The 20,280-nt window shown below is 56.6% G+C and carries 25 protein-coding genes and 1 other RNA gene; 14 read left to right on the top strand and 12 right to left on the bottom strand.

What is annotated here, in order from left to right; genetic code table 11:
- Window positions 1–36 precede the first annotated feature (36 nt).
- Window positions 37–582 (bottom strand): ribosome biogenesis factor YjgA, encoded by a 546-nt coding sequence (gene yjgA, locus ACTJKZ_RS14310; protein ID WP_013359154.1) that lies wholly within the window; start codon window positions 580–582, stop codon window positions 37–39.
- Between the two features lie 115 nt (window positions 583–697).
- On the opposite strand from yjgA, the gene pmbA reads away from it, so the two are divergent.
- From pmbA to ACTJKZ_RS14255, 11 genes are all read left to right on the top strand, one after another.
- Window positions 698–2,038, top strand: coding sequence for a metalloprotease PmbA (gene pmbA, locus ACTJKZ_RS14305; RefSeq protein WP_161735387.1), 1,341 nt, complete (start codon window positions 698–700; stop codon window positions 2,036–2,038).
- Between the two features lie 63 nt (window positions 2,039–2,101).
- A complete protein-coding gene (gene cybC / locus ACTJKZ_RS14300) occupies window positions 2,102–2,488 on the top strand; it encodes a cytochrome b562 (RefSeq protein WP_161735395.1) in 387 nt (128 codons plus the stop codon).
- 294 nt (window positions 2,489–2,782) lie between these two features.
- Window positions 2,783–3,118 (top strand): glycine dehydrogenase, encoded by a 336-nt coding sequence (locus ACTJKZ_RS14295; protein WP_440829755.1) that lies wholly within the window; start codon window positions 2,783–2,785, stop codon window positions 3,116–3,118.
- A gap of 13 nt (window positions 3,119–3,131) precedes the next feature.
- Entirely contained in the window at window positions 3,132–3,488 is a 357-nt protein-coding gene (locus ACTJKZ_RS14290) for an SFCGS family glycine-rich protein (protein WP_010256477.1), read from the top strand.
- A gap of 2 nt (window positions 3,489–3,490) precedes the next feature.
- A complete protein-coding gene (locus tag ACTJKZ_RS14285) occupies window positions 3,491–3,790 on the top strand; it encodes a DUF4312 family protein (protein WP_013359149.1) in 300 nt (99 codons plus the stop codon).
- A gap of 127 nt (window positions 3,791–3,917) precedes the next feature.
- On the top strand, window positions 3,918–4,694 hold the full coding sequence (locus ACTJKZ_RS14280) for a DUF4311 domain-containing protein (RefSeq protein ID WP_161735383.1): 777 nt from the start codon (window positions 3,918–3,920) through the stop codon (window positions 4,692–4,694).
- Between the two features lie 11 nt (window positions 4,695–4,705).
- Window positions 4,706–5,347, top strand: coding sequence for a DUF4310 family protein (locus ACTJKZ_RS14275; RefSeq protein WP_010256482.1), 642 nt, complete (start codon window positions 4,706–4,708; stop codon window positions 5,345–5,347).
- A gap of 44 nt (window positions 5,348–5,391) precedes the next feature.
- Window positions 5,392–6,522, top strand: coding sequence for an amidohydrolase/deacetylase family metallohydrolase (locus tag ACTJKZ_RS14270; protein ID WP_440829754.1), 1,131 nt, complete (start codon window positions 5,392–5,394; stop codon window positions 6,520–6,522).
- Window positions 6,506–7,627, top strand: coding sequence for a DgaE family pyridoxal phosphate-dependent ammonia lyase (locus tag ACTJKZ_RS14265; RefSeq protein ID WP_222924950.1), 1,122 nt, complete (start codon window positions 6,506–6,508; stop codon window positions 7,625–7,627). Before ACTJKZ_RS14270 ends, ACTJKZ_RS14265 begins: the two co-directional genes overlap by 17 nt.
- Window positions 7,624–8,364 (top strand): 2-dehydro-3-deoxy-phosphogluconate aldolase, encoded by a 741-nt coding sequence (gene dagF, locus ACTJKZ_RS14260; RefSeq protein WP_440829753.1) that lies wholly within the window; start codon window positions 7,624–7,626, stop codon window positions 8,362–8,364. Before ACTJKZ_RS14265 ends, dagF begins: the two co-directional genes overlap by 4 nt.
- A 107-nt stretch (window positions 8,365–8,471) precedes the next feature.
- Window positions 8,472–10,382 carry a BglG family transcription antiterminator gene (locus ACTJKZ_RS14255; protein ID WP_285087483.1) on the top strand — a complete coding sequence of 637 codons (1,911 nt, stop codon included), beginning with the start codon at window positions 8,472–8,474 and terminating at the stop codon, window positions 10,380–10,382.
- Between the two features lie 22 nt (window positions 10,383–10,404).
- Here ACTJKZ_RS14255 and ACTJKZ_RS14250 read toward each other — a convergent pair whose 3' ends face one another.
- Complete coding sequence (locus tag ACTJKZ_RS14250) at window positions 10,405–11,304, bottom strand: LysR family transcriptional regulator (RefSeq protein WP_013359142.1); 900 nt, start codon at window positions 11,302–11,304, stop codon at window positions 10,405–10,407.
- A 129-nt stretch (window positions 11,305–11,433) separates the two neighbouring features.
- Between ACTJKZ_RS14250 and ACTJKZ_RS14245 the strand changes: the two genes are divergently transcribed.
- Complete coding sequence (locus ACTJKZ_RS14245; RefSeq protein ID WP_161735374.1) at window positions 11,434–12,138, top strand: pirin family protein; 705 nt, start codon at window positions 11,434–11,436, stop codon at window positions 12,136–12,138.
- 52 nt (window positions 12,139–12,190) lie between these two features.
- Here the strand turns inward: ACTJKZ_RS14245 and dolP are convergent, their stop codons facing one another.
- The 4 genes from dolP to ACTJKZ_RS14225 are packed head-to-tail and all read right to left on the bottom strand — an operon-like array spanning window position 12,191 to window position 15,763.
- Window positions 12,191–12,763: a division/outer membrane stress-associated lipid-binding lipoprotein gene (gene dolP, locus ACTJKZ_RS14240; RefSeq protein ID WP_161735372.1), complete on the bottom strand. Its 573-nt coding sequence runs from the start codon at window positions 12,761–12,763 to the stop codon at window positions 12,191–12,193.
- Window positions 12,764–12,777: 14 nt separating this feature from the next.
- A complete protein-coding gene (gene diaA / locus ACTJKZ_RS14235; RefSeq protein ID WP_003855538.1) occupies window positions 12,778–13,365 on the bottom strand; it encodes a DnaA initiator-associating protein DiaA in 588 nt (195 codons plus the stop codon).
- Window positions 13,366–13,379: 14 nt separating this feature from the next.
- Window positions 13,380–13,775 carry a YraN family protein gene (locus ACTJKZ_RS14230; RefSeq protein ID WP_161735370.1) on the bottom strand — a complete coding sequence of 132 codons (396 nt, stop codon included), beginning with the start codon at window positions 13,773–13,775 and terminating at the stop codon, window positions 13,380–13,382.
- Entirely contained in the window at window positions 13,733–15,763 is a 2,031-nt protein-coding gene (locus ACTJKZ_RS14225) for a penicillin-binding protein activator (protein WP_440829752.1), read from the bottom strand. The genes ACTJKZ_RS14230 and ACTJKZ_RS14225 overlap by 43 nt, the downstream gene beginning before the upstream one ends.
- Before the next feature lie 62 nt (window positions 15,764–15,825).
- Between ACTJKZ_RS14225 and rsmI the strand changes: the two genes are divergently transcribed.
- The gene (gene rsmI / locus ACTJKZ_RS14220) at window positions 15,826–16,692 is read left to right on the top strand and encodes a 16S rRNA (cytidine(1402)-2'-O)-methyltransferase (protein ID WP_045139595.1); all 867 of its coding nucleotides are present in this window, start codon (window positions 15,826–15,828) and stop codon (window positions 16,690–16,692) included.
- Window positions 16,693–16,725: 33 nt separating this feature from the next.
- Window positions 16,726–17,104: RNase P RNA component class A (gene rnpB / locus ACTJKZ_RS14215), an RNA gene on the top strand.
- A 59-nt stretch (window positions 17,105–17,163) separates the two neighbouring features.
- Here the strand turns inward: rnpB and ACTJKZ_RS14210 are convergent.
- From ACTJKZ_RS14210 to ACTJKZ_RS14185, 6 genes are all read right to left on the bottom strand, one after another.
- Complete coding sequence (locus ACTJKZ_RS14210) at window positions 17,164–18,138, bottom strand: glutathione S-transferase family protein (protein WP_440829751.1); 975 nt, start codon at window positions 18,136–18,138, stop codon at window positions 17,164–17,166.
- 76 nt (window positions 18,139–18,214) lie between these two features.
- Window positions 18,215–18,628, bottom strand: coding sequence for a DoxX family protein (locus tag ACTJKZ_RS14205; protein WP_222925449.1), 414 nt, complete (start codon window positions 18,626–18,628; stop codon window positions 18,215–18,217).
- A 201-nt stretch (window positions 18,629–18,829) separates the two neighbouring features.
- Window positions 18,830–19,114 carry a YqjK-like family protein gene (locus ACTJKZ_RS14200; protein WP_033733988.1) on the bottom strand — a complete coding sequence of 95 codons (285 nt, stop codon included), beginning with the start codon at window positions 19,112–19,114 and terminating at the stop codon, window positions 18,830–18,832.
- Complete coding sequence (locus ACTJKZ_RS14195) at window positions 19,114–19,509, bottom strand: phage holin family protein (RefSeq protein ID WP_440829750.1); 396 nt, start codon at window positions 19,507–19,509, stop codon at window positions 19,114–19,116. The genes ACTJKZ_RS14200 and ACTJKZ_RS14195 overlap by 1 nt, the downstream gene beginning before the upstream one ends.
- Window positions 19,510–19,511: 2 nt before the next feature.
- Window positions 19,512–19,817 carry a DUF883 family protein gene (locus tag ACTJKZ_RS14190; protein ID WP_089414886.1) on the bottom strand — a complete coding sequence of 102 codons (306 nt, stop codon included), beginning with the start codon at window positions 19,815–19,817 and terminating at the stop codon, window positions 19,512–19,514.
- Window positions 19,818–19,852: 35 nt separating this feature from the next.
- Entirely contained in the window at window positions 19,853–20,227 is a 375-nt protein-coding gene (locus tag ACTJKZ_RS14185) for a DUF1090 domain-containing protein (RefSeq protein ID WP_440829749.1), read from the bottom strand.
- Window positions 20,228–20,280 lie beyond the last annotated feature (53 nt).

Here is a 20,280-nt window from a genome sequence, read left to right as displayed (position 1 = left end):
GCTGCCGGGAGGCGGGCGAAACTGCCCGCCATGGCATTACTGCGCTTCGGCCAGCTCGCGCAGATACTGGAAAATCTGACGGGCAGACTTCGGCGGCTTGTTGCCCGCTTTCTCTTTCTGCGCGTTACGGATCATGCTGCGTAACTGCTGACGATCGGCATCGGGATAAAGCGCAATGACGTCGCTCATCGCCTCATCGCCTTGCTCAATCAGACGATCGCGCAGCATTTCCAGTTTGTGGAACAGCGCAACCTGCTGGTTGTGGCGATTCTTTAGCTTATCCAGCGCAATGCGGATCGGCTCCACATCAATACTGCGCAGCAGTTTACCGATCAGCTGCAGCTGACGGCGGCGACCCTCTTTCTTGATGCGCTGTGCCAGTTCGATCTCGGTGCGCAGGCGTTCATCCAGCGGGATTTTATCCAGCGAGTTTTTACCCAGATCAACCAGTTCGGCTCCCAGGCGCTTTAGCTCTTCTGCATCGCGTTTAATTTCACTCTTACTGACCCAGATAATCTCTTCATCTTCTTCTTCGTCATTATCTGGCACATCGTCGAGCCACTCATCGGGCTGTCTGGTCATTTCCGGGCTCCCAAAAAAAAGAGGCTAATCCTACCAGTTTATCGGGTGACTGCGAAATTGTTCTCTGACTCTGATAGACTCAAATCATTCACACATAAGATTAGACGGCAGGTCGATGAACGTATCTACTCAGGTTGCAGAACAGCGAAAAGTACTGGAGCAGGCCATTGCGCAGGCACTTGAACTGGCTAAAGCAAGCACTGACAGCGCGGAAGTGGCTGTCAGTAAGACCACCGGCATCGGGGTCAGCACCCGCTATGGCGAAGTGGAAAACGTTGAATTTAACAGCGACGGTGCGCTGGGCATCACCGTTTATCATCAGAATCGTAAAGGCAGTGCCTCATCGACCGACCTCAGCCCGGATGCGATCAAGCGTACCGTGCAGGCGGCGATTGATATTGCCCGCTACACCTCACCCGATCCCTTTGCCGGTCTGGCCGACGCAGAACTGCTGGCCTATGATGCGCCGGATCTGGATCTCTACCATCCGTGGGAAATTGACGCTGATCGTGCCATTGAACTGGCCGCGCAGGCGGAACAGGCGTCACTGCGTGCCGACAAGCGTATTACCAACACCGAAGGCGGTAGTTTCAACAGCCACGTCGGCATCAAAGTCTTTGGCAACAGCCACGGAATGTTGCAGAGCTACTGCTCAAGCCGCCATTCGCTCTCCAGCTGCGTTATCGCTGAGCAGGATGGCAACATGGAGCGCGACTACGCCTATACCATTGGCCGTGCATTTGAAGATTTGAAAAGCCCGGATTGGGTAGGTGCAGAGTGCGCGCGCCGTACGCTCTCCCGTCTGGCCCCGCGTAAACTTCCGACCATGAAAGCCCCGGTGATTTTTGCCGCTGAAGTGGCGACTGGCTTGTTTGGTCATCTGGTTGGTGCGATCAGCGGCAGCAGCGTTTACCGTAAATCGACTTTCCTGCTGGATTCAATGGGTCAGGAGATTCTGCCGGAGTGGCTCACTATCAGTGAACAGCCACACCTGCTGAAAGGGCTCGCCTCTACGCCGTTTGACAGTGAAGGGGTGCGGACTCAGGCGCGCGACATCATCAAAGATGGCGTATTGCAGACCTGGCTGTTGACCAGCTATTCCGCCCGTAAACTGGGTCTGACCAGCACCGGCCATGCTGGTGGTATTCATAACTGGCGCATTGCGGGTCAGGGCCACAGCTTTGACGACCTGCTGAAGCAGATGGGTACCGGGTTAGTGGTGACCGAACTGATGGGCCAGGGCGTCAGCGCCATTACCGGTGACTACTCACGCGGTGCAGCCGGTTTCTGGGTTGAGAATGGCGTAATTCAGTACCCGGTCAGCGAAGTCACTATTGCCGGCAATCTTAAAGAGATGTGGCACAACATGGTGACCATCGGTGACGATATTGAAACCCGCAGTAATATCCAGTGCGGTTCGGTGTTACTGCCTGAGATGAAGATAGCGGGACAATAAAGATGAATTCCTGAAGCAGCCTGTTGGCTGCTTTTTTTTCATCACAATAAAAAGGAAGTAATGATGCGTAAGCATGTGATTGCAATGTTGTCGGCTTCTCTGTTGTTCTCCAGCGTCAGTCTCTATGCGGCAGATCTGGAGCAGGATATGGACACGCTGAATGCGAACCTGAAAATCGTTAAGAAAACGGACAGTGCGCAGGAGATGCAGCAGGCGTTAACCAAAATGCGTGCCGCGGCGCAGGATGCCAAAAAGTCGACGCCCGATAAGCTGGAAGGTCAGCCTGCTGACAGTGCGCAGATCAAAGACTATCACGCTGGCCTGGACTCACTCATCGCACAGATTGATGTGGTCAGCACGCTGGCGAAAGCTAACAACGTGGACGGCGCAAAGCGCGAAGCCGCTAAATTTGATGACATCCGTAATACTAACCATAAGAAATTCCGCTAATCCGACCGCCGGTCAGCCCGACCGGCAGTTTTTACCATCACTTCTGCTTATTACCGCGCCGTAAACTACCGTTTGGCAGTCTGGTCGCCGCACAATATCACCGCTTTTCTCGGTTAAATCCATCAAATTACGCATTCTGCGACGCGTGTCGCACTAAGCGTGCAGCCTGCGATCTGACGCACAACCTTCACTTCAATTTCCACTTGCTGCTGGAAATGTTGCCTCTCCACAGCCGGGGTGATGACCGCTAATTTATTTCTAACGCGAATTATCCGGTTTAACAGGAGTAGCAAGGTGAGCAATAACGGCGTCCCGGTGTATGAAGCGCCACCGGAGAAAGTGCAGCAGCTGGCTGACAGCGTAATGACGCAGATTGCGGCACTCTATCAGCAGCATGGCATTCAGCCCAATGCGGTCCAGCAGCAGATGCTGCAATCGCATGTCGGAGCCATGGCGTCACGCTCGCTGAGCGGCGAGCCGTTACCGGAAGTGGAAGCGGAGTTGTTTGAGGATATTCCGCCGGAAACGGTCGCGCTGGCGCAGCAGGTTGTCGACCTGTTTGGCAATCTCCCCCGCGAAGAGGCCTGGCTGCTGTCAGTGCATATTGAAGTCGCGCGATCAAACAAATAGAGAGGAACACACCATGGTAACAGTAGTGATTGGCGATCGTTTAGGTAAGGGCCAGAAAGTGGCCGCGGGCATCGAGAAAGCGGGTGGTCGTGCCGTCGTGGTGCCAGGCGTGGCCGCTGACATGAAGCTGGGTGACGTGATGAAGGCAGAGAACGCTGATTTCGGCATCTCGTTCTGCGGCAGCGGTGGCGCGGGTGCTATTACCGCGCAGAACAAATATGGCTACAAAGCAAAACATGGCATGCGTTCTGTCGACGAAGGCGTCACTGCCATCAATGAAGGTGCCACGGTGCTGGGCTTCGGCTTTATGGATAAAGAAGAGTTAGGCGAGCGGCTGGTGCAGGCCTGGAACAAGAAGCACGGCAGCTGATTATGAAAGAACACTACGTTACCCAGGTAACGGTCGAGGGCAAAGGCGACACCAAAGCGAAAGCCTTTGCCGATGCCCTGAGTCGGGTGCAGAACCAGGTCCTGCGCGCGACGCAAAAAATTCTGCTGCGCATTGAACCTCAGGATGTCCGGGTGCTGCGCGCGCAGGAGAGCGTCAGAACCGAGAAGTTTCTCTTCTTCTTTCTGGCGCGCCAGCGGAGGAGCTTCAGCGTCACGCTGGAGATCACCGTCAGCGTCACCGTTTTCGACACCGAACAGGTGACGTTCACGGCGGCATCATAAAACAGAACCTGTTCACATCAGCCCGCCGTTTGTCCGTTCCACTGCTGTTGCGATAGCGCGGCGGTCAGGCCAGGTCAATGCGGCGTCGCGGATAGGGCGGGTAAAAACGACAACAAGGTACAACAACATGTTTTTAATCATTTTGTTTAAGTCGTTGATCATTGGCGGGCTGGTCGGGGTCGGCGTCGGTGCGGGTGCTGCGCGCATGTTCCATGCGCCCACCACCCAGGGCATGGGCGCCTTTCGTACGCTGGGCGAGCTGAATTCGTGCGAGGGCGATCCGGCATCCCACTTCTCCTTTGGTCTTGGCTTCTTTTTCAATGCCTGGGCATCGTCTGTCGCAGCCGGTTCATTCACGCAGGATGTGGATCACCGCATCATTCCAAACTGGGGCGCGGCCGCTTTGATGGTGAAGAACCGTAATGTGGCGGAGACGCTGCACGATCCGAAAAAAATGGCCATCGCCTGCGGCATCATCGGCATGATCGTGGTCGCCTTCCTCAACTCCACTGCCTCTGCTGTGCCGGCTGCACTGCAGGTGACCGCGGTCAAAGTACTGGTGCCCGCCGCTAACCTGCTGGTGAATACCGTCATGCCGGTGATCTTCTGGCTGGCGGCGATTGATGCAGGCAAAAAATCAGGCTTCTGGGCCACCATTTTTGGCGGTCTGGCGCAGCTGATTATGGGCAACGCCGTGCCAGGTCTGGTGCTGGGTATCCTGATCGGTAAAGGCGTGGAAGAGAGCGGCTGGAACCGGGTCACTAAAGTGATGATGACCGCCATCGTGCTGCTGTTTGTGCTCAGCGGTTTCTTCCGTGGTTTCGACATGAAGCTGCTGCAGTCCTTCCAGCTCGGCATTCCCGGCTGGCTCGACATGATCCATAACGCAGTCAGCGGCAAATAAGAGGCGATGCGATGAACGAAAATAAAGGCTTCTGGTACGCCGACTGGTCTTTCCCAATCTTTGTTGGCCTGCTCTCCTCGGGCGTTTTTGCCGGGACCCACATGTATTACCTCTATGGCATCGGCGCGTTTAACGAAGTGGCGTTTGTTTCGATGCTGCGCGCGGGCATGGAGACCGGCGTCTACGGTGCAGTCGCCGCCTTCGGTGCCAGTTTCCTGTTTGCCCGCATCATTGAAGGTTCGCTGGTGGGCATTCTGGATATCGGCGGCGCGATCCAGACCGGCGTCGGGCTGGGTGTTCCGGCACTGCTGCTGGGGGCGGGCATCGTCTTTCCGGTGGCGAACTTCGCGGCTTCGCTGGCGACCGGCCTGGTGATTGGCGTGGCGATTGGCTACCTGATTATTCTGGCGCGTAAATTCACCATCAATCAGAGCGACTCCACCTACGGCGCAGACGTGATGATGGGCGCGGGTAATGCTTCGGGCCGCTTCCTGGGTCCGCTGATCATCCTGTCCGCTATGGCAGCCTCCATTCCGATTGGCCTGGGCTCACTGCTGGGTGCGCTGCTGTTCTACCTCTGGAACAAACCGATTACCGGCGGTGCCATCCTCGGCGCGATGATTCTGGGTGCGCTGTTCCCGATTGCTCTCTGAATCTCACCGGCAGCCCGGCAGCGGGCTGCCGTTAAGGAGAAACCATGTACGACTTGATTATCCGCGCAGCAAGACTCTGCGATGAGCAGGTGGTCGACATTGCGCTGCAGGATGGCCGCATTGCCGCTATCGGCAACGTGCAGGGCAAGGCCTGGCACGAGCGCGATATGGCGGGCCGCTACTACGTCAGCGCTGGCTGGATAGACTCACACGTTCACTGCTATCCCAAATCACCGATTTACCATGATGAAGCGGACGCGATTGGCGTGGCGCATGGCGTCACCACGGTAGTCGATGCGGGCAGCACCGGCGCAGAACACATTGACGATTTCTACCAGCTGACGCGTGCGGCGCAGACTCAGGTCTATGCGCTGATCAATATCGCCCGCACCGGCATCGTCACCCAGAATGAGCTGGCCGATATGACGCAGATCGACGGCGAAGCGGTGCAGCAGGCCGTAGCACGACTGCCCGATTTTATTGTCGGCCTTAAGGCGCGCATCAGCAGCAGCGTGGTGGGTCAGAACGGCGTCCAGCCGCTGATAAAAGCTAAGGCAATTCAGCAGGAAAGTGGCGGTCTGCCGCTGATGGTTCACATCGGCAATAATCCACCCAATCTCGACCAGATTGCGGATCTGCTCACCACGGGCGACATCATCACGCACTGTTTTAATGGCAAACCCAACCGCATTCTGACGCCGCAGGGTGAACTCAAAGCGGCGGTAAAACATGCCATTGCACGTGGCGTAAAACTCGATGTCGGCCACGGTAGCGCCAGTTTCAGCTTTGAGGTTGCCCGCGTGGCGATTGCGCAGGGCATTCTGCCCGACACCATCAGCTCTGACATCTACTGCCGTAATCGCCTGAGCGGGCCGGTTCACAGCCTGGCACATGTGATGTCGAAATTCTTCAGCGTCGGCATGACGCTGCCGCAGGTTATCGACTGTGTGACGGTCAATGCGGCTGCCGGACTGCGCCTGCTGCGCAAGGGCCAGCTGAAAATTGGCTACGACGCCGACCTGACGGTTTTTAGCGTCAAAGAGGAAACCCGGCCCTTTATCGATTCAGAAGGTGAACAGGTCGCCGGTGAGAAGCATCTTGTTCCGCTGGCGGCCGTCGTCGCTGGTACGTGGTTCGCGACAAAAGAAGGAATAGCGCATGAACTCGGTATATGAAAAGTATGGCCTGAAGCCAGTAATAAACGCCTCTGGCCGTATGACGATCCTCGGCGTTTCAACGCCGTCCAGTGACGTGATCGATACGGTGAAGTACGGCCTCGACCACTACTTTGAAATGAAAGATCTGGTGGATAAGACGGGTACTTATATCGCCGGTCTGCTGAAGGTGGAGGACGCGCTGGTGGTCTCCTGCGCCTCGGCCGGTATTGCCCAGAGCGTGGCGGCGGTGATTGTGAAAGACAACGACTGGCTGGTGGACAACCTGCACGCCGCACCGCTGACCATCCCGCACCAGATTGTCGTGCCGAAAGGGCACAACGTGAACTATGGCGCACCGGTCGGCAGCATGGTGGCGCTGGGTGGCGGGCAACTGGTGGAAGCAGGATATAGCAACGAGTGCTCACCCGCCCAGCTGGCGGCGGCGATCACGCCACAGACCGCAGCGATCCTCTATGTGAAATCTCACCACTGCGTGCAGAAAAGCCATCTCGATGTGGCACAGGCCGCGGCGGTTGCGCGTGAGCATGGTGTGCCGCTAATCGTCGATGCGGCAGCGGAAGAGGATCTGCAATGCTACTACCAGGCGGGTGCTGATCTGGTGATCTACAGCGGCGCAAAAGCGATTGAAGGGCCGACCAGCGGACTGGTCATTGGCAGACACCACTACGTTGAGTGGGTCAAACGCCAGACTAACGGTATAGGCCGCGCGATGAAAGTGGGCAAAGAGGGGATTCTCGGGCTGACCCAGGCGATTGAAAACTATCTGTCTCAGCCAAAAATCAGCGGCGCGCAGATGGTGGAAAAAATGACGCCGTTTATTGAGCGGCTCAACAGCCTGAATGGCGTGACGGCCCGCATCGTGTGGGATGCAGCCGGACGCGATATCGCCCGCGCTGAGATCGCATTTGACGAAGCCGCGATCCAGCAGCGCACCGGCGATCTGGTGCAGGCGCTGAAAAAGGGCGACGTCGCGATCTACTTCCGTGGCTACAAAGCCAACGAGGGGATCATTGAGGCGGACGTGCGCAGCGTCAGCGCCGATCAACTGCACACGATTTTCACCCGCATTCAGGCACTGTTAAACGGAGAGAAACACGCATGACGCTGACCCCCAACTTTTATCAGGATCGCATCTGCCTTAACGTCCTGGCGGGATCAAAGGAGAACGCCCGCGCCATCTGGCAGGCAGCAGAAGGGCACGTGCTGGTCGGCGTGCTGTCAAAAAACTACGCCAGCAATGACGCTGCTATCGCGGATATGCGTGAGTATGCCGCGCTGATCGATAATGCACTCTCGGTGGGGCTGGGCGCGGGCGATCCTAATCAGTCACTGATGGTGAGTGAGATTTCGGCGGTGCTGCAACCACAGCATGTGAACCAGGTCTTTACCGGCGTTGCCACCAGTCGTGCGCTGCTGGGCCAGTCACAGACCATCGTGAACGGTCTGATCTCGCCCACCGGCTCGCCGGGCCGGGTCAAAATCTCTACCGGACCGCGCAGCGCAAAAGAGCAGGACGGGATCGTGCCCATCGAAACGGCGATTGCGATGCTGCAGGATATGGGCGGCAGCTCGGTGAAATATTTCCCGATGGGCGGCCTGCAGGCGGTGGATGAGTACCGCGCTGTGGCGGAAGCCTGTGCAAAACAGGATTTCTGGCTGGAGCCCACCGGCGGCATCGATCTGGACAATTTCGGCGAGATCGTGCGCATTGCGCTGGAGTCGGGCGTCAGCAAAGTGATCCCGCACGTCTACAGTTCGATCATTGACAAAGCCAGCGGAGAGACCCGCATTGAAGATGTGCAGCAGCTACTGGCCATCTGTAAAACGCTGCTGGCCTGAAGATCGACACGATCAGCCTGCGGCAGGCCGATCGCGCGACATGGACGTTGCGTGACGATCGCCGTAGGCTGATCTTCCCACTTTCTGTCTGCAAACAGGTAACGCTTGTGAGATTTCCCAATCAGCGCCTTGCGCAACTGTTCGATGCCCTGCAAAACGAAACGCTGCCTCAGGATGAGCTGGCGCGGCGTTTTGCCGTCTCGACCCGCACCGTGCGCACCGATATCACGGCGCTGAATGCGCTGCTGGCAGAGCATGGCGCGCAGTTTATCCTGAGCCGTGGCGCGGGCTATCAGCTGAAGATTGAGGATGTTCAGCGCTTTCAGCATCTGCAGCAGCACACTGCGTCGCCGCTACGAGTGCCACGCACCTCGCCAGACCGGGTTCGTTACCTGCTGACCCGCTTTCTCACTGCGGCTTATTCGCTGAAACTTGAAGAGCTGGCCGAAGAGTGGTTTGTCAGCCGCGCCACCCTGCAGAATGATATGGCGGAGGTGCGCGAATGGCTGGGTCGCTATCACCTCACCATTGAGAGCAAGCCACACTACGGCATGAAGCTGTTTGGCAGCGAAGTGGCAATTCGTACCTGCCTGACCGACCTGTTATGGCAAATCGATCAGGCGCAGCCAGAGAGTCCGCTGCTGACGATTGAAGCGCTGAACAGCGGCATGCTGGAGACGCTGCGCCCGCTGCTGCAAAGCTGTTTTGCTCAACACAACATTCGCCTCAGCGATGAAGGTGAACGCTATCTGCGGCTTTACTGCGCCGTGGCGGTGCGTCGCATCAGCGAGGGCTATCCGCTTAACGATCCGGGTGCCGAGGAGATTGGCGATGAAGTGCGGGAAGCGGCGCATCAGTTGATTAATCTGATGCGCCCGCTGGTCAGCAAACCGATTTCACCGGCGGAAGAGAACTGGCTGCGGGTCAATATTGCGGCGCGACGCATTCAGGCGATCGCGCCCAGCGCCATCAATGCGGATGATGCCGACGCGCTGGTGGATTATCTGCTCAGCTTTATCAACACGCACTACAACTTCAATCTGCAAAACGATCAGCAGCTGCGTGCTGACCTGCTCACCCACATCAAAACTATGATTACCCGGGTGCGTTATCAGATCCACATTCCAAACCCGCTGCTCAGCAACATTAAGCAGCACTATCCGATGGCCTACGATGTCACCTTAGCGGCGGTGACCAGCTGGGGGAAATATACTCCATATGTTATCTCCGAGAATGAGATCGGCTTTCTGGTGCTGCATATTGGCGTCGGGCTGGAGCGCCACTATGACGTGGGCTATCAGCGTCATCCGCAGGTGTTGCTGGTGTGCGACAGTGGTAACTCTACGCTGCGCATGATAGAGGCGATGCTGCTGCGCAAATACCCGCAGTTACAGATCACGGCGCGCCTGTCACAGCGCGAATATGAAGCGCGAAGTCGTATTGACGAGGATTTTGTTATCTCGACCATCCGGCTCAGTGAAAAAGAGAAACCGGTGGTAGTGATGTCACCGTTTCCCACCGGTTTTCAACTGGAGCAGATTGGCAAGCTGGTGCTGGTTGACCGGACCCGGCCCTACATGTTGGCGAAATTTTTTGATGCCCAGCACTTTCATATCGTTGACAGGCCGATGACCCAGTCTGAACTGTTCCGTCAGCTGTGCGATCAGCTACAGACTGAGGGCTTTGTAGATGCGGCGTTCTATCCGTCGGTTGAAGAGCGTGAAGCGATTGTCAGCACCATGCTCGGCGAAGGGATTGCGCTGCCGCATTCGCTGGGACTGCTGGCAAAGAAAACCGTGGTCTATACCGTGCTGGCACCGCACGGCATCGCGTGGGGCGACGATACCGCCTATGTCATCTTCCTGTTGGCGATCAGCAAAAGTGAATATGAAGAAGCAATGGCAATTTACGATCTGTTTGTGACGTTCCTGCGTGAACGGGCGATGACCCGCCTGCGGGACAGCAGCGATTTTAACAGCTTCAGGGCGGTGGCGATGGATTGCCTGAGCCGGTCTTAGCTTCGCCCTGAAACCACGATACTTAGTTTTTCTTCGCCAGCAGGCGCGGGATCTCGCGCAGGCACCAGGATTTGGCTTCGCCCATGCTGTCACGTCGCCACGCCATAATAATATCGACCTCGCGGGTATATTCCGGGCTCACTACCCGCAGACGACCTTCAGCAATATCCTGCTCGACTAATGAATAGGGCATGGTTGCCACGCCCAGACCCGCCAGCAGCGCACGGCGCTTATCGTCCATGCTGCTCACGGTCAGGCGCTGCTGCTTATCCAGCAACTGCACGGTCAGCACCGGACGTTCGCGCGCAGTATCCGCGACTGCAATGCCACGGTATTTCACCCGCGTCACTTCAGACTGCGGTTCCGGCTCGTTATGAATCGGGTGATCCGCACTGGCGACGTAGACGCTCATCATGGTGTAGAGCTTGCGGGTATTGATCTCGGTGGAGGCGCGGAAATGCATATCGGGGGCAATCACGATATCGGCGCGGCCCTGTTCCAGTCGTTCCCATGCGCCCGCCAGTACTTCTGTGACCAGCGAAAACTGCGTGTTAGCTTTGTCGGCCAGACGGGTCACCAGCGGAAAGAGTGCATCAATGGGCACCAGCGCTTCGGTAACGATAGTCAGATGGGTTTCCCAGCCACGCGCCAGCGCTTCCGCATCGGTGGTGAGCTTGTCGGCCGCTTCCAGCAGTACCCGGCCACGCTCCAGCAGCATGCGCCCCACGTTGGTAAATTTGGTGCGGTGACCGGAGCGGTCAAACAGCACCACATCCAGTTCTTCTTCCAGCTTTTGCATGGTGTAGCTGAGGGCAGACGGTACACGCCCCAGTTCATCCGCTGCTGCTGCAAAACTGCCACGGCGATCGATCGCATCCATAACGCGTAACGATTCAAGGGTTAACGCACGCTCTTTAGCCATCCCGGTTCTCTGTCAGGAAATTTGAACATGCCGGGCAGATTAACTGGCTAACAATCCGGCGTCCAGACTTTTACCATGGGTGCATAAAGTCCGTGGCCGATCCTCGTCACCGGATGCCGGAGGTAAATAATGATAACGACACGCAGTGCGTCCGCCTGTGGTCAGGCCGATTTCGGCTGGTTGCAGGGCCGCTACAGTTTCTCTTTTGGCCACTACTTTGATCCCAAACTGATGGGGTACGCATCGCTGCGCGTACTGAACCAGGAAGTGCTGGCGCCGGGTGCCGCTTTTCAGCCGCGCACCTATCCGCAGGTCGATGTGCTGAACATCGTGCTGCAGGGTGAAGCCGAATATCGCGACAGCGAAGGCAATACGATCAGCGTGCGGGAAGGGGAAGCGCTGCTGCTCTCTGCTCAACCCGGTGTGAGTTACACCGAAATTAATCTGAGCAAAGATCGCCCGCTGACACGCATGCAGCTCTGGCTGGCTGCCTGTCCGGAGCGCGAAAATCTGCGGATGCAGAAAATAGCCCTCACGGAAGGTCGCTTGTCTCAGCTTATCGCCTCGCCGGATGGCGTGGACGATAGTCTGCAACTGCGTCAGCAGGTGTGGATCCACCAGGTCGAGCTGGCACCGGGCGAACATTACTCGCTGCCGATACAGGGCCCGCGCGCCTATCTGCAGTCGATTCATGGCTCGCTGGAGGCGATGTCCGGCACGGATCATCAGGAGAAGCTGGGCTGTGGCGATGGTGCGTTTTTACAGGAAGAGAAACAGTTGCAGCTGACAGCAAAAACCGCGACCCGCGCGCTGGTCATCGACATTCCGGTCTGAAAATCGGACCATAAAAAAGGCGGCCATGGCCGCCTTTTTTGCGTTTCAGGAGTTACTTCAGCATGGTGAAGGCCGTAGTGACGTGCTTCACGCCACTGACGCGGCTGGCAACATCGGCCGCAGCCTGCGCTTCCTGTTGTGTCACGAGACCCAGCAGGAATACTTCGCCATTCTCGGTCGTCACTTTCACGTTGGAGGATTTCACCTGATCGCTGCCCAACAGCTGCGATCGGATTTTGGTGGTAATCCAGGTGTCGGACGACGTAGTGCCTAACGTCACTTTCTGGCCGATGCGGATCTCGTTATAGACTTCGGTTGCGCCATCGACGCCCATGGTGATCTGTTTGGCACGATTGGCGATATCCTGCGAAGGTGCCTGACCGGTCAGCAGCACTTTGCCCTGATAAGCCGTGGCGATGACGCGTGCATCGGTTTTAATCTGCTGATCTTTCGCCAGCGCGTTAGTGACGCGCAGCTCCAGAGTGCCGTCATCAACCTGCGTACCTACCGAGCGTGGATCGGTCGCCGTTTTGGTGGCAACCGCTGCGCCGCCAGCCACAACCGCAACGCAGCCCTGAAGCAGCATGGCGGTTAACAGAATAGCTATAGCATTCAATGCTTTCATTCGTGCTCCTTCGGTCATTCCTGATGGGGAAAGAGAGTGTTATCGATCAGATCGCATAAGCAATTCACGGTCAGCATATGCATCTCCTGGATACGGGCGCTACGGTGCGATGGAATGCGGATTTCCACATCCTGCGGCCCCAGCAGTCCGGCGAGCTCTCCGCCATCATACCCGGTAAGCGCAACGATAGTCATATCGCGTGTTACCGCTGCTTCGACGGCCTTAACGATATCGCGGGTGTTGCCCCGGGTTGAGATAGCCAGTAGTACATCGCCTGCGTGTCCCAGCGCGCGTACCTGCTTGGCATAGATCTCATCGTGCAGACGATCATTACCAATCGCGGTCAGCATCACGTTGTCTGCACTTAATGCCAGCGCCGGTAAGCTGGGACGCTCAGTCTCAAAACGGTTGATCATGCTGGCGGCGAAGTGCTGTGCATTGGCGGATGAGGCACCGTTGCCACAGCTGAGGATTTTATTGCCATTCAGAAGCGACTGCACCAGCGTCATGGCTGCGCGGGAAATAGCGTCGGGCAACGCCTCTGCTGCGGCAATCTGAGTCTGAATACTTTCGGTAAAACACGCTTTAATTCTTTCCTGCACACGACCACCTGGTTCTAAACGTCTGCATTAAAGGCATTCGGCAGCCACTCGAGCGCCGTGCCGGTAATGGCGATGATGTCGAAACGGCAATTCACTGTTTCAAAACTGCCGCCGCGTTGCGCCAGCCAGAGAGCAGCGGCGCGCAGCAGCTTTTGTTGTTTATTCCGGGTAATGCTGGCGAGTGCGCCACCATAACGCGCATCGCGCCGGTAGCGGACTTCAACAAACACCCAACAGTGCCCGTCACGCATAATCAGGTCAAGTTCACCGTTGCGAAAGTGAACATTGCTGGCGACCCATATCAGGCCTGCCTGCTCCAGATAGTGTCGGGCATTTTCTTCATGCCCGGCACCAATCTGACGGCGATTTAGTTGGCCGGTGCGATTTCGCCCCGACGATACTGGTTCCATGTCAACTTCCTGTTGATCACACAATCCGTGTCGGCGCTCAGCTTGCCGGTATTACCATCCAGCGTAAAGCCAGGAGACTGACGCATCTGGTTAAAGTGGTTCGCCAGCGTCCAGGCATCCATTCCCATGGCATAGAGACGCACCAGCGAGTAGTCATTATTGAATGACTTCGAGGTCTGCTGCATCAGGCCAGGGTTGCTGCCGGAGAGCAGCGGAATATCGCTGAACTGCAGGCCATCCATTTCCAGACGGAAGTCCGGTCCTGCACCTGCCTGCGCGCTGCGCGAGCTGGCATAGAGCGAAATGTTGCTGCGACTGCCAGTGCGCATGGCAATCATAGGTTTGATCAGCTGCAGTTCATCCTGCGTGGAGACGATGTAGACCGCATCGACGCCGCCACCGCTGCTGGTGCTGACCACATCTGGCGTGCTCTGTTGCGGTGCTGGAATGGTGAGGCCTGCAATCGAAACGCCCTGTGGCTCGGCAGGTGCAGCGTTCACAGGCGTACCCGATAAGCTGATGCCCGCACCGCTGTTGATGCCCTGTTTCAGCTCAGATGTCGTGCCAAAGCGTTGCTGCATGACGGTGCTGCCCCCCAGCGTCTGCCACTCCTGAGCAAAAGCGTTGGTGACGCGATCGCCCAGTCCACTGCGCGGCACCAGCAACAGCGGCTGGCGTTTGCCCTGATCCCAGATATGGTGTGCGGCATCGCGCGCTTCGTCTTCAGGAGAAAGCGCAAAGTAACAAATATTCGGATGGTTCTGGATCTTTTCCGGCTCATTAAGCGCCAGCACATTCAGTGGCGTCTGGCTGTTGGCGACCTTCTCAACGTTGCTCTTCAGCAGCGGGCCGACCACGATAGTCGCACCATCCTGCTGGGCCTGCTGCATGACCTGCTCAATAGGCTGGCTGCTGGTGTCATAAACCTTGATCTGGGCGTTGCTGACCGGTGCGGCTGCAGCAGGCTGAGACTGGGGCTGTGACTGAGGTTGTGGTGTGATGTCAGCAGACTGCTGCGGCGCGCTGATGGGATCGGCAGCCGATCCCGCGGCAGCAGCAGGTTGCGTGCTGGCCGTCGCATCTGCAGAAGCAGGCTGGGCAGCCGCTGGCTGGGCGACCGGCGCGGTTACGCCATTCTTCGCGTCGTTAAAGCCTTTCTGAATCGCATTCGCAAACACCTGCGCCTGGCCATTCAGCGGCAGCAGCAGGGCGATGATGCTGGTAGAGGCTTTGGTGTAGTTCTGCATCTGGCTCAGCTGCGTCGGCAGCGTTTTAGCCGCCGGGTTCTGCGGATAGCGGGTCTGCCAGTCTTTGATGCCGGACTTGAGCATCTCCGCATCCTGGGCGTTGGCACGCCAGACCGCGAGCAGATCGAGCCAGCCCTGCAGCACATTTTCGTCGGCATTAATCACCAGGTTGCTGGCCTCCTGTGGTGACATCTGCGTCAGGGTCTGCCAGGTGGCGTCAATGTTGGCCTGATGATCGGTGCCTTTCAGCAGCGGCTCCTGCGCAATATAGGTGCGCAGCAGTGAGAGTGAAGGGCGACCCTGGGCGCTGGCGATCTGCAGGCTGTAATAACGTGCCAGCTGATCCTGCGACAGCGAACCGGTTTTCACCTGTGCTAACAGGGGTTCAGCCTCTTTGGTTTTCTGCTGTGAAATCAGCAATTGCGCTCTCAGCAGCAGGGATTCCTGTTGCTGCGTCTCTGAGAGCTGCTGCGGCAACTGGCTCAGTTGCTGGGTCGCTTCAGGATACTTTCCTTCCTTCAACAGGGCGCGGATTGCGAGTAATTGCCAGTCGGTCTTGCTATCATCGCTGCTTTGCTGCGCTTGCTGCAGATAGTAAGCGGAGCTGGCGGTGACTGGCCCCTGAATATTGACGGTTGAGGTTTGCGGCCCCTGACCGCTACACGCGGCTAAAATCAGCCCAGCAAGAATGACAGGCAGAAAGCGTCCTGCTTTATGACGAACGACTTTTGAAGGAAGCATACTGTATCCAGTGATGTTTTTTTCAAGATGCTCAATATTAAATCGGCAATTCGGATGAAACAATGAAACAACTCGATCGGGCAGAGATTTCTGCCAGCACGCTCTACATCGTTCCAACCCCGATTGGTAATTTGGGTGATATCACCCAGCGGGCGCTGACGGTGCTTTCGAGCGTCGATCTGGTCGCTGCGGAAGATACACGTCATACCGGGCTGTTGCTACAACATTTCGCCATCAATGCGCGACTCTTCTCACTTCATGACCACAACGAGCAGCACAAGGCTGAACTGCTGTTAACGAAGCTGCAGGAGGGTCAAAGCATAGCCTTAGTTTCCGATGCTGGCACGCCGCTGATCAACGATCCGGGCTACCATCTGGTGCGTCGCTGCCGTGAAGCGGGTATTCGTGTGGTGCCGCTGCCCGGTGCCTGTGCTGCCATTGCCGCGTTAAGTGCTGCAGGACTGCCATCCGATCGTTTCTGTTACGAAGGGTTTCTGCCCGCTAAAACCAAAGGCCGCTGCGATGCGCTGCGGGCGCTGGTGCAGGAGCCACGCACGCTGATTTTCTATGAGTCGACTCATCGTCTGATCGACAGCCTGCAGGATATGGTGAGTGAGCTGGGTGCCGAACGCTACGTGGTGCTGGCGCGCGAGCTGACTAAAACCTGGGAGTCGATCTACGGTGCACCGGTTGGCGAGCTGCTGGCCTGGGTGAAAGAAGATGAGAATCGTCGCAAAGGCGAAATGGTGCTGATTGTTGAAGGGTATAAAGTCGATGATGAAGATGCGCTACCGGCTGATGCGCTACGTACGCTGGCGCTGCTGCAGAAAGAGCTGCCACTGAAACGCGCGGCTGCGCTGACCGCTGAGATCCACAGCGTGAAGAAAAATGCCCTTTATAAGTATGCGCTGGAGCAGCAAGAGGCGTGACAAACGCTGGCGAATGTCCTATTATCCCGCGCCGAAGCTGACCAGACAGTCGCCGCTTTGTCGTCGTCCTCACTTGTGGGGAGACGGGCAGAGGGGAGGAAAGTCCGGGCTCCATAGGGCAGGGTGCCAGGTAACGCCTGGGAGGCGCAAGCCTACGACCAGTGCAACAGAGAGCAAACCGCCGATGGCCCAGAAATGGGATCAGGTAAGGGTGAAAGGGTGCGGTAAGAGCGCACCGCGCGACTGGCAACAGTTCGTGGCACGGTAAACTCCACCCGGAGCAAGGCCAAATAGGGGTTCACAAGGTACGGCCCGTACTGAACCCGGGTAGGCTGCTTGAGCCAGTGAGCGATTGCTGGCCTAGATGAATGACTGTCCACGACAGAACCCGGCTTAACGGTCAGCTTCGACTTTTTATCAAAAACCCCGCTTCGGCGGGGTTTTTTGCTTTGTGGGATATGTGCTGGCAGCTTAACCGCGGCCGTGCGGCTCATCCCAGTCAAACGCCGGGCCCAACGAAATGACGCCGTTCGGGTTGATGGTCTTATGGCTGCAGTAATAATGATGGCGGATATGTGGCAGATTAACCGTCTCTGCGATACCCGGCATCTGATAGATATCACGCAGGAAACCGCTGAGGTTTCTGTAGTCACTGATGCGATGGCGATCGCATTTAAAGTGGGTCACATAGACCGGATCAAAGCGCACCAGCGTGGTCCACAACCGAAGATCTGCTTCGGTCAGCTGATCGCCAGTGAGGTAGCGATGCTGGCCCAGGATCTGCTCCAGCCGCGACAACGAATGGAACAGCGCCGTGACGGCCTCATCGTACGCGGATTGCGACGTGGCGAAGCCTGACTTATAGACGCCGTTGTTCACCGTGTCGTAGATCCAGCCATTCAGCTCATCAATCTTCTCGCGCAGCGCAACGGGATAGTAGTCACCGGCACGGGCGCCCACCGCATCAAACGCACTGTTGAACATGCGGATGATATCCGACGACTCATTGCTGACGATGGTATTCTGGTGTTTGTCCCACAATACCGGCACGGTTACGCGGCCACTGTATTGTGGGTCGGCATGCAGATAGAGTTGATAGAGGAACTCATTCTGGTAAAGCTTATCGCCGGTCGCATCCTGAAAACTATCATCGAAGGTCCAGCCATTCTCCAGCATCAGCGGATGCACCACGGAGACATCGATCATGCTATCCAGGCCCTTCAGCTGGCGCATCAGCAGCGTGCGGTGCGCCCAGGGGCAGGCCAGCGAGACATAAAGATGATAGCGGTCGCGTTCGGCGACAAATCCCGCTTTACCTGCCGGGCCAGCACTGCCATCCGCGGTAACCCAGTTGCGGAAAGCCGACTCTGAACGCTTGAAGCGTCCGCCGGTAGATTTAGTGTCGTACCAGGTGTCATGCCAGACACCGTCAATTAACTGTCCCATAATGGCTCCAATGCAAACAGGGCGGGGAAATGTCCCCGCCCTGCTAAGTATATGTGGCATTACGCTTTATGTGAGATTAGCGCGCAATCGCTGGCTGTGTTTTTCTTTTGCTGATCAGGCGATCAAGGCTATATGCACCCGGACCCACCAGACCTAACACCAGGAAACCCCCGGCGATAGAGAGGTTCTTCATGAACATCAGCTGGTTCACGCCTTCGGCAAAGTTACTGTGAAACAGAAACGCGGTCAGGATGGTGAAGCCTGCAGTGAACAGGGCAGTGAAACGGGTCAGGAAACCAAACAGGATGGCCAGACCGCCGCCAAACTCCAGCAGGATAACCAGCGGCAGCATAAAGCCCGGGACGCCCATTGCTTCCATATATTGCTGAGTGCCAGCATAACCGGTGATTTTGCCCCAGCCAGCCGTAATGAACAGGATTGGCATCAGGATGCGAGCCAGTAACAAACCAACGTCTTCGAATTTTTTCATCATTTACTCCAGCGCTATCAGGAATGCAGGGCAAGCTGCCCGCAGGGTTTATGCCCGCTGAAAGCAGTTCTGCATTCATTGGGTTGATAGCTGGAGATGATAATCGCGGCGTGGAAAGGTTGTAAGCGAGATATACTGTCAGTGTTCTTCAGAAATTCTGATGAAGAAAACCGGCCTTTTCAGGACCGGCTTTAAGCAGAATTAACGCGGGGGCAGAGCAGACTTGATCATGCGCCAGGTGCTCCATGCACCGAATCCCCGCTTTGCCCAGCGCAACAGCTTGCTGGGACTGCGAATGGAGTAAACGGCCAGCGCGCTGCTGCCAATGGCCAGATAGCGACGTAAGCTGAGGAAAGTAAACCAGCCGCGATCGTAGTGGGCGGTGCCTTCCAGCCAGTCACGCCGCGCAGCGCTTAAATCCAGCCGCTGCTGCTGCACATGCTTAAGCAGTTCATGGATGCGTTCTTCACGCTCGCGGCGACTCATCAGCGCTGGTCCTCAAGCAAATCACGATCTGTTTCCAGCTCTTTGCGCGTGTGGCGCAACAGCGTGGACTGACGTGATTTGTGAAGCGTCCAGAGTCCGAAAATAACCGCCAGCAAAAACAGCGTACCGGTCGTGATGCCAATCGCCATCAGACGATATTGTGCATCCACTGCCCAGATGATCAGGACCATCAGGCTCATCAGACCAAATGCAGTGAACAACATTGTCAGGCCAGTCATCAACAGCATCTGTATCAGATTCGCTTTCTCATGCTCAAGTTCCACCACTGCCAGACGAACGCGTGTCTCAACTATGCCAACCAGCGTGGTAATGATACGCTGGCCGATGTTAATGACCCCTTTAGCCGGGCCGTGGTTCTGCTGTGAGTCTGCCATGGTTAGCGACGCGAAATGAGCATGCCGAGTGCGACGCCAATCGCTGCACCGATACCCACACCATGCCATGGATTTTCACGCACGTAGCCTTCAGCTTTCTGCGCCGCTTCGCGCGTAGTCGCAGCGATGCGCTCGCCTGATTCGCCCAGTCGCTCACGAGAGCTATCCAGCGCCACACGCGCTTTATTGCGAAGTTTATCCAGCTCACCTTTGGATTTTTCGGTGCTGCTGCTCAGCACTTCTTCCAGCGTATCAGCAAGGTTTTTCAGTTCAGCACGTAAATGTTCCGATGATGTGTCTTTAGACATAAAATACTCCTTTAACATCAGTTGGTTAATTCCGATTAATAGGGCTCCGCCTGTAACTTTTTCAGGTCCCGGCGCGCTTCATCCAGTTTTTGTTGTCGCCTGGCAATCTTCTCCCTGTCATGGCCCTCTTCACGCTCTTCCCTGAGTGCGTGCTCACGCTCAGCCACTTTCTGCTTCTGAGCATTAATTCTTTCCAGATGGGCCGCTTCCAGCTTTTTATCACTGCAATCAGCCCGGACTTCGGTCAGCGCACGCTCCAGGCCGTTAACCCGGCGCTGGTTGTTATGCTTCTGTGCCATCCCGATTTCACGCTGAATATCCTGTTCTTTCTGTTCACAAAGCGATTCTGCTGCCAGCAGCGAACCCGACAACGAAAGCAGCGCGACGCCCAGTAATACTTGATATTTCATCGGTCCTGAACCTTCCATTGCGATCTGATTCCTCATCACACGCGTAATGTTAT

Origin of the sequence: Pantoea sp. 22096 (assembly GCF_052045955.1) — a bacterium.
In the GTDB taxonomy this organism is placed as follows: domain Bacteria; phylum Pseudomonadota; class Gammaproteobacteria; order Enterobacterales; family Enterobacteriaceae; genus Pantoea; species Pantoea alfalfae.
The sequence above is the reverse complement of the archived record's forward strand: the minus strand, read 5'-3'. Positions and strand labels throughout refer to the sequence as shown.

Bases quoted from the DNA above. Each gene is read 5' to 3' on its own strand.
- yjgA (WP_013359154.1), bottom strand. From the start codon at position 582: ATGACCAGACAGCCCGATGAGTGGCTCGACGATGTGCCAGATAATGAC.
- pmbA (WP_161735387.1), top strand. From the start codon at position 698: ATGAACGTATCTACTCAGGTTGCAGAACAGCGAAAAGTACTGGAGCAG.
- cybC (WP_161735395.1), top strand. From the start codon at position 2,102: ATGCGTAAGCATGTGATTGCAATGTTGTCGGCTTCTCTGTTGTTCTCC.
- ACTJKZ_RS14290 (WP_010256477.1), top strand. From the start codon at position 3,132: ATGGTAACAGTAGTGATTGGCGATCGTTTAGGTAAGGGCCAGAAAGTG.
- ACTJKZ_RS14285 (WP_013359149.1), top strand. From the start codon at position 3,491: ATGAAAGAACACTACGTTACCCAGGTAACGGTCGAGGGCAAAGGCGAC.
- ACTJKZ_RS14280 (WP_161735383.1), top strand. From the start codon at position 3,918: ATGTTTTTAATCATTTTGTTTAAGTCGTTGATCATTGGCGGGCTGGTC.
- ACTJKZ_RS14275 (WP_010256482.1), top strand. From the start codon at position 4,706: ATGAACGAAAATAAAGGCTTCTGGTACGCCGACTGGTCTTTCCCAATC.
- ACTJKZ_RS14270 (WP_440829754.1), top strand. From the start codon at position 5,392: ATGTACGACTTGATTATCCGCGCAGCAAGACTCTGCGATGAGCAGGTG.
- ACTJKZ_RS14265 (WP_222924950.1), top strand. From the start codon at position 6,506: ATGAACTCGGTATATGAAAAGTATGGCCTGAAGCCAGTAATAAACGCC.
- dagF (WP_440829753.1), top strand. From the start codon at position 7,624: ATGACGCTGACCCCCAACTTTTATCAGGATCGCATCTGCCTTAACGTC.
- ACTJKZ_RS14250 (WP_013359142.1), bottom strand. From the start codon at position 11,304: ATGGCTAAAGAGCGTGCGTTAACCCTTGAATCGTTACGCGTTATGGAT.
- ACTJKZ_RS14245 (WP_161735374.1), top strand. From the start codon at position 11,434: ATGATAACGACACGCAGTGCGTCCGCCTGTGGTCAGGCCGATTTCGGC.
- dolP (WP_161735372.1), bottom strand. From the start codon at position 12,763: ATGAAAGCATTGAATGCTATAGCTATTCTGTTAACCGCCATGCTGCTT.
- ACTJKZ_RS14230 (WP_161735370.1), bottom strand. From the start codon at position 13,775: ATGGAACCAGTATCGTCGGGGCGAAATCGCACCGGCCAACTAAATCGC.
- ACTJKZ_RS14225 (WP_440829752.1), bottom strand. From the start codon at position 15,763: ATGCTTCCTTCAAAAGTCGTTCGTCATAAAGCAGGACGCTTTCTGCCT.
- rsmI (WP_045139595.1), top strand. From the start codon at position 15,826: ATGAAACAACTCGATCGGGCAGAGATTTCTGCCAGCACGCTCTACATC.
- ACTJKZ_RS14210 (WP_440829751.1), bottom strand. From the start codon at position 18,138: ATGGGACAGTTAATTGACGGTGTCTGGCATGACACCTGGTACGACACT.
- ACTJKZ_RS14205 (WP_222925449.1), bottom strand. From the start codon at position 18,628: ATGAAAAAATTCGAAGACGTTGGTTTGTTACTGGCTCGCATCCTGATG.
- ACTJKZ_RS14200 (WP_033733988.1), bottom strand. From the start codon at position 19,114: ATGAGTCGCCGCGAGCGTGAAGAACGCATCCATGAACTGCTTAAGCAT.
- ACTJKZ_RS14195 (WP_440829750.1), bottom strand. From the start codon at position 19,509: ATGGCAGACTCACAGCAGAACCACGGCCCGGCTAAAGGGGTCATTAAC.
- ACTJKZ_RS14190 (WP_089414886.1), bottom strand. From the start codon at position 19,817: ATGTCTAAAGACACATCATCGGAACATTTACGTGCTGAACTGAAAAAC.
- ACTJKZ_RS14185 (WP_440829749.1), bottom strand. From the start codon at position 20,227: ATGAAATATCAAGTATTACTGGGCGTCGCGCTGCTTTCGTTGTCGGGT.